Raw genomic sequence first — 12,938 nt, forward strand, 5'->3', positions numbered from 1 at the left:
ATGCGTCAACATCGGCTTCACGGCGGGGTGGGCGAGGCCGCGGTCTCCTCGTCCTGGCCGCGGTGACGCGGGGAAACGCGAGATGCCGGATTGGAAGGCCGAGGAGCGGCGCAAGCGCGACGAGGCGCCCCGGCACCGCACCCTGATCATGTGGCACCGGGCGTCCGGGTGGCAGGTCAGGCTCGGCGGTGGGCGTCCTCGAGGTAGTGCAGGACGGCGGTGACGCGCCGGTCCGCCCGGTCGGTGGGCGGCAGGTCGAGCTTGGCGAAGATGCTGCGGATGTGCTTGTGGACGGCGCCGTCGGTGACGAACAGCCGTTCGGCGATGGCGGTGTTGCCCAGCCCTTCGGCCATCAGGGCCAGCACGTCGCGCTCGCGGGGGCTGAGGCGGTCCAGCCGGGTGTCGGGCCGGGTGCGGGTGAGGAGCTGCGCGACGACGTCGGGGTCGATGGCCGTGCCTCCGCCCGCCACCCGGTGCAGCGCGCTCAGGAACTCCTCGACCCGCCCGACCCGCTCCTTCAGGAGATAGCCGAGGCGGGAGCTGCCCTGGGCGAGCAGTTCGGTGGCGAAGGCCTGCTCGACGTAGGCGGACAGCACGAGCACGGCCAGGTCCGGCCGGCGCCGCCTCGCCTCGACGGCCGCGACGATCCCCTCGTCGGTGTGGGTCGGCGGCATCCGGACGTCGACGATGGCGACATCCGGCCTGTGGGCGTCGACGGCGGCCAGGAAGCCGTCGGGGTCGCCGGCGGTGGCCACGACGTCGAGTGCCTCGGCGCGCAGCAGCAGCGCGAGGCCCTCGCGCAGGAGCGGGTCGTCCTCGGCGATCACGATCCGCATGGCAGGCTCACCGTGAGGGTGGTGGGTCCACCGGGAGGGCTGTTCAGCATGAATGTCCCGTCGTGTGCTTCGGTACGGCGGCGGATGCCGACGAGCCCCGACCCGCCGCGCTGGTCCGCCCCGCCGTGGCCGTCGTCGGTGATCTGGAGGTGGAGCCGGTCGGCGTCGCGGCGGACCTTGACGGTGGCGTGCCGGGCACGGCTGTGCTTGGCGATGTTGGTGAGCGCCTCGGCCGCCACGAAGTAGGCCGTGGCCTCGACGGAGGCGGCGCACCGGACGGGAATGTCGGCGTCGATCCGGCACGGGACCGGGCAGGTCGTGGCCAGACCGGTGAGGGCGTCGGCGAGGCTCCGGTCGGTCAGCACCGGGGGCAGGATGCTGCGGGCGACCGCGCGAAGCTCGGCGAGCGCCTGCTCGGCGGCGCTCTGCGCGCGTTCGAGGATGGCGTCGGCGTCGGACGGGTCGCGTGCCAGCGTGCGACGGGCCGCGCCGAGCAGGATGGTGACGGCGACGATGCGGTTCTGGGTCCCGTCGTGCAGCGACCGTTCGATCCTCCGCAGCTCGGCGGCGTGCGCGTCCAGCGCGGCGGCGCGGGTCGCGGTGAGTTGCGCGACCCGCAGCGCGAGGTCGGTGCCGGGGTCGGCCGGCAGGAGGCGCCTGCCGGGCCACGCCTGCAGCCGTGCCATACCCGGGGTGAGGAGGAGGGCGAGGACGATCCATCCCAGGCCGAGCAGGCCGACTCCGAGGGCGCTGGGCAGGTCCCGTACGGTCCAGAGCCCCATGGCGGAGCTGGACGCCTCCTCCGGAGGCAGCAGCCGCCACCACAGCGGGAAGGTGGTGTTGGTCACCGCGCTGAAGGACACCGTGAGACCGGTCAGGCTGAGCAACAGCCCGAAGGTGGCGTGGACGACCACCCAGCCCAGCTCCCGGCGGGTGGTCGGATCGGTGAGGGCGGCACGCAGGCCGGGCGGCACCGGCTCCGGGCCGATGATCTCCGGGCCCCAGCGGGAGAGCCGCGCGCGTTCCCGGTCGGCGACGGCACGCAGCGCGCGCAGCGTGGCGGGCACCAGGAGCAGGCCCACCCCGACGAGGCAGGCGAGCGCGGTGGCGGCAACCAGGAGGAGCGCGACCAGCGCCAGGACCGTGGTGCCGAGCCCGCCGATGAGGTGTTCGAACGCGTCCAGGGCGGCGCGGGCGCGGGCGAACACGTCCCAGCGGCGCTCCGGCTTCCGGCCGGTCGCGGGGTCAGGGGTCGGCATCCGCACCTCCTGGACCAGACGAACCTCCTGGACCAGACGATAGGGCACCATCCGGGCCGTCGTCAGACCGGCGGCCAAGGAGTACAGCCTGCTGTACCTCGGCTGTCCCGTGGACGGGATCGCCGCCGGCGGTGATCGTCCGTAGCGTCGAGGTGTGACAGACGATCTGCCGAGTTCATCGAGCGAGGAGCGTACCGTGACCGATTCCCACCACGTTCTGCAGGCCTCCGAGGCTCCACGTCCGGTACGGCCCACCGGCGCCCGGGCCGGGATGGTACGTCCCGTGCTGTGGTTCCTGCTGATGGTCAGCGCGGTTCTCAACATTGTGTTTTCGTCCGTCGGCGACAACGTCCTCGCCGGCGCCGGGTTCGGGCTGGCCGCTCTCGCGTGCGTCGCCGCCCTGATCGTCCACCACTACCGGCACCGGCGGTGAGGAGCGGCATGGCCGGGTTCGGCCGGACTGCGCCTCCTGGAGGCGCCGGATGGCGTCGGGGGCGCCGGCCGGCGGGCGGGCCCAAATCCTTTTTCGCCGTGAATGGACGCCGTTTTCGGTGTCACGTTTGAAGATAGGGGAAAGGGGAAAAGGAATGGCCGGCGCGGGCCGGTAGGGGAAGCGCACGCTTTTACCCGGACGTGCCCCCGAATGGTGTCCGGGGTTCCCCGGCGCCGCGGCCCGCGTCGCGACCCGGGAGCCGGGGGCGGCGCCGAGGCCGGCGCGGGGGCCGGGATCCGCGAATGCCGCCCGTGCCCGAAGAGCAGGGGTAGCGCCGGCCCGATCGCGTCGATCGGCATGACCGTCAGGTTTCGCTCGATGGCTGAAACTTATTATGTACTGGCCGAAAATAGGGAACCCTTCCTCGCCGTGATGCTCGTAAGACCTTCGGGCCGGCCACGTCCTTCGAGGTGGGTAACGCGCCTGTCTGCCCATTCCTTGATTCGTGAACGCGATACTCCGTGACCGCGATACTTCGTGAACGCGATACGGGGACGTCGCGGTAGGGGCTTCGGCACCGCCTCATCACATTCGAGATCGATTGACGCAGGATAATTGCCTATTGTTGGAATATGGCCGACTCGATGGGGGCGAAGCTGGCTCTTCGCTATCTTCTCCTGCGTCCACTCGGCCACGGCGGAATGGGCACCGTGTGGCTGGCCAGGGACGAGATGCTCGACCGTGAGGTCGCCGTCAAGGAGGTGAGAATCCCGGAGGGCAGCGACGAGCGGAGCCGTGCCGAGCTGGTGGCCAGGGTCATGCGGGAGGCCGAGGTCATGGCGCGGCTGCGTCACCCGGCGATCGTCGCCGTACACGACGTGCTGGTGGAGGACGGCAGGCCGTGGATCGTCATGGAACGGCTGCACGGCCGCAACCTCGCCGACGAGCTGGCGGCCCGCGGCCCGCGGCTCCCCCTCCAGGTGGCCTCGATCGGAGCCTTCCTGCTGGAGGCGCTGGTCGCCGCGCACGCGCACGACGTGCAGCACCGTGACGTCAAACCCGGCAACGTGTTCCTGACCAACGACGACCGCGTCGTCCTCACCGACTTCGGCATCGCCCGTTCCCCGGACCAGCCCACGCTGACCGGCGCGAGCCAGGTCATCGGGACGCCCGGGTTCATCGCCCCGGAGCGCCTGGCCGGCGAGAACGGCGGCCCCGCCTCGGACCTGTGGTCGCTGGGGGCGACCCTCTTCATCGCGCTGGAGGGTGTCCCGCCCTACGACGGCTCTCCCGCGGACGTGATCCGGGCGACGCTCACGCAGGACCCCCGCCCGCCGCGGGTCGCCGGTCCGCTGGCCTCGCTCCTGCTGTGGCTGATGGCCCGCGAGCCCGAGGCGCGCCCGGACGCCGAGATCGCGCTGGGGCTGCTGCGGCAGATCGCGGACGGTGAATCACCGCGCATCACCGCGCCCCAGCCGATCGGCCGCCCGCCGCGCCGGTGGACCCCGACGGTCCTGCTGGCCGTGGCGGCGGCCGTGGTCTCCGCCGCGGCCGCCATCCTGGTCACGAGAGAGCCCGTGCCGGCGGCCAGGCCGGTGTCACCGGTGTTCGAAAAGGCCGTGGACCTCTGCAAGGCGCTGTCACCGGAACAGGTCACCAGGTTTCTCGGCGCTCCGGCGGGCGGGCGCGCGTCCGAGAACGGCTGCGAGTGGACGATCCGCGGCGCGGGGGTGGAGCTGACCGCCGTCACCGACTCCGACACCCCGGACCCGTGGTCGCTGAACCCCGGGTCCGCGCACGAGCTCTTCGCCGCCCTGGAGCGGCAGCAGATCCACGGCACCCGCGACGTGGAGTGGATCTGGTACGAGATCGGGATCGAGGACAAGCAACGCATGACCCGCTCCGTTCCTCGCACGCTCACGGACGTGGGGGACGAGGCGTTCTCCTGGAACGCGGCCAACGCCGAGGGGCGGGTCCGCATGATCGTGGTCACCTTCAGGCTCGGCAACCTGGTGGCGGACCTGCACTACGTCAACCTGCGGACCGGCTCCGACGACGCGCTGCGGCAGGCGGGCGTCGAGGCGGCCAGGACGGCCGCGACCGCGCTGCGGGGCCTGGGCTAGGGGCCGCGGCGTGGACCTGCTGGCCGGACGCTACCGGCTCACGACGCCGCTGGGAGAGGGCGGCTTCGGCACGGTCTGGCGGGCCACCGACGAACTGCTGCGGCGCGAGGTCGCGGTCAAGCAGGTGCGGATCCCGCCGGGGCTCGGCGAACGGGAACTGGCCGAGTTCACCGCCCGCGCGATCCGCGAGGCCAGGGTCGCCGGCCGGCTCAGCCACCCGGCCGTCGTACGGATCCACGACGTGGTCACCCACGACGGGCGCCCCTGGATCGTGATGGACCTGGTCCCGGGCCACTCCCTCGACGAGCTGGTACCGCTGCCCACCTGGCGGGTCGCCCAGATCGGGCTGGCCGTGCTGGACGCCCTGTCGGTGGCGCACGCCCACGGAATCCTGCACCGTGACGTCAAGCCGGCCAACGTCCTCCTCGACGAGAGCGGCCGCGCGATGCTCACGGATTTCGGCATCGCCGTGCCCCTCGGCGCGGGAGACGTCGACGAGCGGGGCCTGGTCGGCTCGCCCGGCTACATCGCGCCCGAGCGGTTCCGCCAGGAGACCGCCGGGCCGGCGTCGGACCTGTGGTCGCTCGGCGCGACCCTCTATTTGGCGGTCGAGGGGGAGGGGCCCTTCTCCCGGCGGCAGCCCGAGGCGGTCATCGCGGCCGTGATCATGCACGAACCCCGGCCGATGGTCCTGGCCTCGCCCGAACTTGCCCGGCTCGTCCTCGCCCTGCTCGACAAGGACCCCGATCGCCGGCCCGCCGCCGCGGCCGTCCGGGAGGTGCTCGCCCGGCTGGCCACGGCGCCCCGCACCGCCGGCGGGCCCGCACGACGCCGGGGGTGGCGCGCGGGACGGTGGAAGCCGCTCCCCGGGTCGCCCCCCGGTTCCGTACGGCGCGCTGGACGGTGGAAGCCGCCCCTCACCTCGCCTCCCGGTTCCGTACGGCAAGCTGGACGGTGGAAGCCGATCCTCGCCGGGACGCTGGTCGCGGCCCTGGTCGTCGCGGGCGGCCTGGTGACCTGGCGCCTCCTCGCCGGAGAGGGCGGGGCTCCCGGCGTGGAGGAACGGCGGTTCGCCGTCGCTCCCGACCCGTGCCGGAGCCTCACCACGGCCCAGGTCCAGCGACTCCTCGGGGCCGGCGTCGACGGCGCCCCCGCCGACGACGGCGGATGCCGGTGGACGGAACTGCGGAGCGGCCGGTACCGGACGATCAACGTCACCCACCGGATGTCGTCCACCGCCCGGGACGACTTCGCGGCCCAGCGCGCGGTCCGGGAGCGGCAGGCCGGCACCGCCCCGGACGCCGTCACCTCACAGGTCCGTGACCAGCCGGAGTTCGCGGACGAGGGATACGCGCGCGACACGGTCGAAACGGGGGCGGGGACGGCCGCGAGCACGATCTGGTTCCGGCGCGGCAACCTCGTCACCGAGGTCACCGCCCGGTGGACGGGGGACGCCTCCGCCCTGCCGGAGATCCGGGAGACCGCCGTCCGGACGGCGAAGTTCGTCGACGTCGCCCTCGGGTGAAGCCGCCAACCTTTCTGAGAGGTCAGATGGTCCACGGTCAGAACACCACCGAGCCTCGGGGGCCGTCGTCCAGGCGGGCGCCGGGGGCCCCGTCGTGGCTGGTGATCGTCCTCGTCGCCGTTCTGGGAATGGCCACCGGCAGCGTCCTCACCCTTCTGCTGGTCGGCAACGGCCGGGTCACCGCGGCTCCGACGCCGCTCCCGTCACCTTCGGCCTCCGCCCGGGCGGCCCTCGGCGTCGACGTCTGCGCCATGCTCGATCCGGACGAGGCGGACCGTCTGGTTCCCCGTGCGGAGATCAGGTCACGGTCGAACAGCGACCGGACCGGCCTGGTGAGTTACGTCTACCAGACATGCACCTGGACCAACAACAACATCTCCTACCGGGAGGTGACACGCACGCGCAAGATCACCGTCGAGGTCACCGCACACGAGGGGATCGGCACCACGACCGCCGCGAAGGCGGCCGCCAACCGGTACGACGGCAGACTGTCGACGTACCGGTACGGTGCGAAGAACGTCGACGAGGAGCTCTACCAGTCGAAGCCGGTGACGCTCCCCGGTGTCGGGGAGGCGGCGGCGGTCCATTACCAGTGGTCGAAGGGGAAGATATCCCGCAGTGCCTACGGCGAGGGAATCGGCAGGATCGGAAACATCACCTTCGAGGTGAGGTACCAGGCCGGCGAGAGGCACAAGGAGGCCGACTTCCGGTCCGCGGAGACCATGAAGTCGATCACCGAGAAGAACGCCCTGCGCGAGGCCGGGAACCTGCTCACCCAGGTGGCCGCGTCGGTCACGGCCTGGCGGTCGAACCGGCCGCTGCCGTACGCGGGTAAGTCCAGGCCCACGCCCACCCCGACCCCCACCCCGACGCCCATGCTCGTCGCGCTGCCCAAGCCCTGTGTCGCGGCGAGAGCGCGAGCCGTGAAACTGGTCCCCGACACCGAAGGGCTGGCGGCCCGCAACCAGGAGGGTAAGGCGGCGCTCACCCTGTGCCAGTGGTGGAACGAGACGTTGCCGGTGAAGCCGGGCACCGTCCGCTGGCGGAATCTCCGGATCTCCATCCGGGCCTTTCCCGACGCCGACTCCGCGCGGTACTACTTCGTCGACCGGCGAAGCGGAATTCACCGGACAAAATCCTCTTTCGGTGGCATCACCACGGGCGCGCAGGAGAAGCTCACGGGCCTCGGGCAGGAGGCGTTCGGCTACACGGTCGAGCAGCGGACCAGCACCGCCCACACCGGGACCTACAACATCCACGTGCTCGACGGCAGGAACGTCGTCTCCCTGCTCTTCGGCGGCAGCGACCGCCCCGAGGGAACCCCCGTCAACTCCGAAAAGTCCACGCTCATGAGCCTGAAGAAGGCCACCGAGGGCGCGATGCCGGTGATGCGGTCCGTGATGGGCGCGCTCGACGGCTGACGGGTGAGGCGGCCACCCTCGTCGGCGGCCGGTACGCGGGCCGTCGGCCGCCTCGGCGGGGGCGGGCCGGGAAGCCTCGGGAAGAGCCGGGCATGGAAACCCAGGGAAGAGCGGTCACGAAAGGCGCCGGGAGATGAGAAATCCCGGCGCCTTGCTCGCGGCCACGACCGCCGACCGCCCGTTCCCGATTAAGGCCGGAGGCGTGGGTGGTGAGAATCGTCCGCTCAGGCGAACCGCCACTGCTGGTTGTATTGCGACGTGCAGTTCCACTGGACGATGTTGGCGCCGTCCGCCATGCTGGCGCTGTACACGTCCAGGCACTTGCCGCTGTGCCGGGACACCAGTGAGAAGTAGTTGTTGCCCTTCTGGACGAGCCGCCACTGCTGATTGGTCTGAGAGTTGCACGTCCATTGAACGACGTTGGCGCCGTCGGCCCCGCTGGCGTTCGCGACGTCGAGACACTTTCCGCTGTGCGCGACCCTTAGCGTGTAGTAGCCGCTGTTGGATATCACCAGATCCCACCGCTGATTCGGCTGAGAGTTGCACGTCCATTGAATGACGTTGGCGCCGTCGGCCATGCCGGCGCTGTACACGTCCAGGCACTTGCCGCTGCTCCGGGACACCAGGCTCCTCGGGGCTTCTGCCCGGAGCCGCTCCGGCGCATCGGTGACCGCGACGGCCGCGGCCGGCATCACGGTAAACGGCACGGAGAGCAAAGTCCCGGCAATGCTCAGGGCTTGAACGGCGTGGAAAAGTTTCATCGATCCTCCTTAGTCGCTCCCAAAGGAAACAAATCCTTGATAGCACGAATCGCTCATCGTCCTGGTTAAGCACGCTTGAAGGCGGCCATTGTGTCGTGTCCGGCATCTCGTGACGATCGATCGATTCCGGAGGTGGGATCCGCATCCGAGAAAAGGGCGCCGGTGCGCCCGTCGCGGTGAGCCCGGACTCTTTTCGTGGATTTGGAGGTAATGGTGTCGAGTGGACGGGGTTTGATCCGATTCTCCCTCTTCAATGGAGATAAAGCGGCGAATCAGCTGTGTGGCGGACAATTTAAGCGAGTGCCCATATCCGGGTTAAATGGCCGCATGGGGCGATCTGTGATTGAGGTGGCCGGCGCGACCGAGTACTCGGGGGTGGGACGCGGCTGGATCTTCATCCGCACCGACGCGGCGAACTTGCCGCAGGGGCACCGGTGGGGCGCCAACGAGAACCTCACGACCGGCTACCACGGCGTGGCCGACCGACCTGTCTCGTTCGGCTGGATCGGCTACCGGCCTCCGGACCCCGGCCGGTCGCGTGAGACCGGCGGGCTCCTCTCGTCGGGCAAGCCGCCCCCGGATCGGGCTCGTGACCTGACACCGCACGGTCCACGCGGTCCACGCGGTCCACACAGACCGTGCGGACCGTGTCGGTCTACACCGGCGGCCTCCAGTCGCCGAGGTGGGTGCGGATGGTCAGCCCGGCCGCCTGCTCGGGGGTCAGCCGCGGCCTGTTCCCGGGAACCGGGATCGCCGCTCCAGGACCGGAGTTGCGGTACTCGCCGAACCTGGCCTCCTGCCAGGGGTAACCCGAGCTCATGTTCACGTACGGCGTGGTGGTGTCGACCGCGGGGCCGATCCAGGTCTCGCGCACGGTCAGCATCGGGACGGCGGTCGGGTCACTGCTCGGCCGCCAGGGGCGGGCGAGGCCGTAGGAGCCGTCGGGGGCCTCGCCGGTGACGCGGCACCTGGTGGCCAGGTAGCCGTGCGGGTTCGCGGCGGCGGTGCTCGGCGCGAACACGAAACCGTACGGCGTAAACGACACGTCGCGGGTCAGGGCGCGCAGCTCGCACCGGTCGAAGACCGCGGTGGCACGGCCGAAGACGAAGTCGACGTCGCCTTCGACGTGGCAGCGGCGGTAGTACTGCCGGGCGAAAGTGGCCAGGCTGCGGGTGTCGGCGTACAGCGTGTCCTGGTGGCCGAGGAAGCGGCACGCCTCGAAGGCGGAACGGTCGCCCATGACCTTCACCGCGACGGCCTGCGTCGCGGTGATCTCCGGGTGGTCGGCGCGCAGCCAGTCGTTGGCGAAGGTCACGTAGGTCGCCGTGAACCCGTCGGCCTGGATCGTGGTGGTGGCGCTGCCGCCGGTCCCGTACGTGCCGCCGCCGGGCCTCGCCGTCCCAGCGGCGTTGTCGAAGACGATGACGACGTCACGGGCGTCACGGGTGGCGCCGAGGAAGGTCAGGCCGGTCTTGGCCTGGGACACCAGCACCGTCTCGCGGTAGGTCCCGGCCGCGATCACCAGGGTCCAGCCCCGTTCGGGAGCGTCGGGCGTCGCGTCGACCGCCGCCTGGACGGTGAGGTGGTCGCCCCGGCCCTGGGGGTCGACGTACAGCGTGCGCTCGTCCCGCCTGTGCCGCGGCGATCCGTACGGCCCGAACGGGCGCCGGGCGGCGGCCCCGGCCGCCGTTCCGGCCGCAGGGACGAGCGCGAGTCCGAGGGCCGCGGTCGCGGCTACGGCCGGCGTCCGGCGCCGGCCGAACAGTGGACTCTGGGGCGACATGGCCACACTCCCGCGTTCACCCGCGTGAAAGGTTTCCCTCATGGCAACATCCGGAAGTTAGATAAATCAGGCAGTGGTGTCAATGGCCGACATGTATCGCCGACCCGGCGAGAAAATCGCTTTTCCGCCCGTGCCGGTCTCGCTACACTCGCCACTGATCACGCGCTGCCGCGACGTCGCGGCGCGCGCCTTACCAGTGAGGGGAGCAGTCCGTGCGCCACCGCACCGCTGTGGTCATTCCCCCGTCACGCTACGACGTGATCCTGGTGTCTTCGTCGGTGTCCGACGCCGGCCGCGCGGCCGGCGTCGAATGCCCGTGACGAACCCCTGACCCCTGCCCGCCCGGCGCCGAACCGGCCGCCGGGGCATGTCCCTGTGTGGTCGCGCCACGCCAGGGGTCCCTCCACGACCTGACCTCGGGTCGTCTCGTCCGGGAATCGCGCCGTCCTGTCCGGAACATTCCGAAGGGCCATGGGCCGTGCGCACCGACCTGCACCGTCATCTCACCGACTCGCTGACCGGCGTCCGCAACCTGGGCATCCTCGCCCACGTCGACGCGGGCAAGACCACCGTCACCGAACGGATCCTGTACGTCACCGGCGCCACCTACAAGCGTGGCGAGGTGCACGACGGGACGACCGTCACCGACTTCGACTCCCAGGAGCGCGACCGTGGAATAACCATCTTCGCCGCGGCGGTGAGCTGTGCCTGGGACGGCCACCGCATCCATCTGATCGACACCCCGGGCCACGTCGACTTCTCCGACGAGGTGGAGCGCTCGCTGCGGGTGCTCGACGGCGCGATCGCGGTGTTCGACGCCGTCGCGGGCGTCGAGCCGCAGAGCGAGTCGGTGTGGCGGCAGGCCGACCGGCACGGGGTGCCGCGGATCGCCTTCGTCAACAAGCTCGACCGCGCCGGCGCCGATCTCGACACGGCGGTCGCGTCGATCCGCGAGCGGTTGCGGGTGGTCCCGCTCGTCGTCCAGCTGCCGATCGGGCGGGAGGACGGGTTCACCGGCGTGGTGGACCTGCTGCGCATGCGGTCACTGGTCTGGGCCGGAGGCCACGACACGTTCGAGGAGGGGCCGGTGCCGGACGCCCTGCTGGAGGAGGCACACCGGCGCCGGCGGCTGCTGGAGGAGGCGGTGGCCGAACTGCACCCGGCCGCGCTGGAGGAGTTCTGCGCGGAGTCGGCGATCTCCGCGCCGACCCTCGCCGCCGCGCTGCGCGACCTGACCCGTACCGGTGAGGGCGTGGTGGTGCTGTGCGGATCGGCCTACCGCGACCGGGGGATCGAGCCGCTGCTGGACGCCGTCGTCGCCTACCTGCCCTCGCCGCTGGACGTGCCGCCGGTACGCGGCACCCCGGACGGCACCCGGGCCGGTACTCAGGACGGCTCCTGGGACGGCACGGTGCTGGAACGGGCCGCCGACCCGGCGGCGCCGTTCGCCGCCCTGGTGTTCAAGGTGAGCTCGACCGCCACCGGGCGGCTGTCCTACCTGCGCGTTTACTCGGGAACGATCCGGAAGGGAGACACGGTGCTGGACGCGGGCGTGCGGCGTACCGAGCGGATCGGCCGGATCCTGCGGGTACAGGCCGACCGGAACACCGAGGTGGACCGGGCGGTGGCGGGGGACATCGTCGCGGTCGTCGGGTTGAAGGCGGCCCGCACCGGGACCACCCTGTGCGAGCCCTCGGCGCCGCTGGTCCTCGAACCGCCGGCCGTGGCCGATCCGGTGGTCTCCGTCGCGGTCGAGGCCCGCAGGAGCGTCGACTCCGGCCGGTTGGCGTCGGCGCTGGCACGGCTGGTCGAGGAGGATCCCTCGCTGGTGGTCCGGACCGACCCCGAGACCGGCCAGACGGTGCTGTCGGGAATGGGCGAGCTGCATCTGGAGGTCGCGGTGGAGAAGATCCGTCGCGCCCACGGCCTGGACGTCGGCGTCGGCCGGCCCCAGGTCGCCTACCGGGAGACTGTCGTGCGCGGGGTGTCCGGGCTGCTGTACCGGCACGTCAAGCAGGACGGCGGCGCCGGCCAGTTCGCCCACGTCGTCCTCGACGTGGAACCACTGGAGCCGCTGGATACCGCCCCGGACGCGGCGGGCTTCGTGTTCGGCTCGACCGTCGTCGGCGGGCGGGTGCCGAAGGAGTACGTGCGGGCGGTGGAGGCGGGGTGCCGGGACGCGCTGGCCGAGGGGCCCCTCGGCGGTCATCCGGTGACCGGCCTGCGGGTCACGCTGACCGACGGGGCCACCCACCCCAAGGACTCCTCGGAGATGGCGTTCCGCACGGCCGGACGGTTCGCGCTGCGTGAGGCGCTGCGGGCCGGTGCGATGGCGCTGCTGGAACCGGTGGTCGAGGTCACGGCCACCGTGCCCGACGACGCCGCCGGCGGGGTACTGGGCGATCTGGCGGCCCGGCGCGGCCGGGTCTCCGGCTCGACCGCGCGGGCCGGGACGGTGGTGATCACCGCGACCGTGCCGCTGGCCGAGCTGTTCGGCTACGCGACCCGGCTGCGCAGCCGGACCCAGGGCCGGGGCACCTTCACCACCCGGGCCACCGGATACGCCCCGGTGCCGGGCACGGTGCCCGACGGGACGCCGCCCCGGTAGAACCCGGGATCGGTAGAGCTCGGGTATCGATGGAACCCGGGTATCGATGGAACCCGGGTATCGGTAGAGCCCGGGAGGAACCGGCGGTGGTCCTGATCCGGCCGCCCTCGCGGGAGAACTCCTCGGACTTCTCCCGCATCCCGGCCTCCAGGGCCTCGGCGCCGGTCAGCCCGCGCTCCTCGGCGAACC

Annotated in this window: 9 protein-coding genes; 5 read left to right on the forward strand and 4 right to left on the reverse strand. The window is 71.6% G+C overall.

Annotation, left to right across the window (positions count from 1 at the left end; translation table 11 throughout):
* Window positions 1-176: 176 nt before the first annotated feature.
* Both AB0F88_RS42385 and AB0F88_RS42390 read right to left on the reverse strand, forming a co-directional pair.
* Entirely contained in the window at window positions 177-836 is a 660-nt protein-coding gene (locus AB0F88_RS42385; RefSeq protein WP_362697634.1) for a response regulator transcription factor, read from the reverse strand.
* Complete coding sequence (locus tag AB0F88_RS42390) at window positions 824-2,095, reverse strand: sensor domain-containing protein (protein ID WP_362697637.1); 1,272 nt, start codon at window positions 2,093-2,095, stop codon at window positions 824-826. The genes AB0F88_RS42385 and AB0F88_RS42390 overlap by 13 nt, the downstream gene beginning before the upstream one ends.
* Before the next feature lie 196 nt (window positions 2,096-2,291).
* Between AB0F88_RS42390 and AB0F88_RS42395 the strand changes: the two genes are divergently transcribed.
* The 4 genes from AB0F88_RS42395 (at window position 2,292) to AB0F88_RS42410 (ending at window position 7,597) form a co-directional block, all read left to right on the forward strand.
* Window positions 2,292-2,528, forward strand: coding sequence for a hypothetical protein (locus AB0F88_RS42395; protein WP_362697640.1), 237 nt, complete (start codon window positions 2,292-2,294; stop codon window positions 2,526-2,528).
* A 632-nt stretch (window positions 2,529-3,160) separates the two neighbouring features.
* Window positions 3,161-4,651, forward strand: coding sequence for a serine/threonine-protein kinase (locus tag AB0F88_RS42400; protein WP_362697643.1), 1,491 nt, complete (start codon window positions 3,161-3,163; stop codon window positions 4,649-4,651).
* Between the two features lie 10 nt (window positions 4,652-4,661).
* Complete coding sequence (locus AB0F88_RS42405; protein ID WP_362697646.1) at window positions 4,662-6,176, forward strand: serine/threonine-protein kinase; 1,515 nt, start codon at window positions 4,662-4,664, stop codon at window positions 6,174-6,176.
* 26 nt (window positions 6,177-6,202) lie between these two features.
* A complete protein-coding gene (locus AB0F88_RS42410; protein WP_362697649.1) occupies window positions 6,203-7,597 on the forward strand; it encodes a hypothetical protein in 1,395 nt (464 codons plus the stop codon).
* 224 nt (window positions 7,598-7,821) lie between these two features.
* Here AB0F88_RS42410 and AB0F88_RS42415 read toward each other — a convergent pair whose 3' ends face one another.
* Together AB0F88_RS42415 and AB0F88_RS42420 are read right to left on the reverse strand one after the other, a co-directional pair.
* A complete protein-coding gene (locus AB0F88_RS42415) occupies window positions 7,822-8,358 on the reverse strand; it encodes an RICIN domain-containing protein (RefSeq protein WP_362697652.1) in 537 nt (178 codons plus the stop codon).
* A 655-nt stretch (window positions 8,359-9,013) separates the two neighbouring features.
* Window positions 9,014-10,141, reverse strand: coding sequence for a pectinesterase family protein (locus AB0F88_RS42420; protein WP_362697655.1), 1,128 nt, complete (start codon window positions 10,139-10,141; stop codon window positions 9,014-9,016).
* Between the two features lie 478 nt (window positions 10,142-10,619).
* Here AB0F88_RS42420 and fusA point away from each other — a divergent pair, with 478 nt between their 5' ends.
* A complete protein-coding gene (gene fusA, locus AB0F88_RS42425) occupies window positions 10,620-12,749 on the forward strand; it encodes an elongation factor G (protein ID WP_362697658.1) in 2,130 nt (709 codons plus the stop codon).
* Window positions 12,750-12,938: the final 189 nt, after the last annotated feature.

The sequence above is a fragment of the Streptosporangium sp. NPDC023963 genome (assembly GCF_040639135.1).
GTDB lineage: Bacteria > Actinomycetota > Actinomycetes > Streptosporangiales > Streptosporangiaceae > Streptosporangium.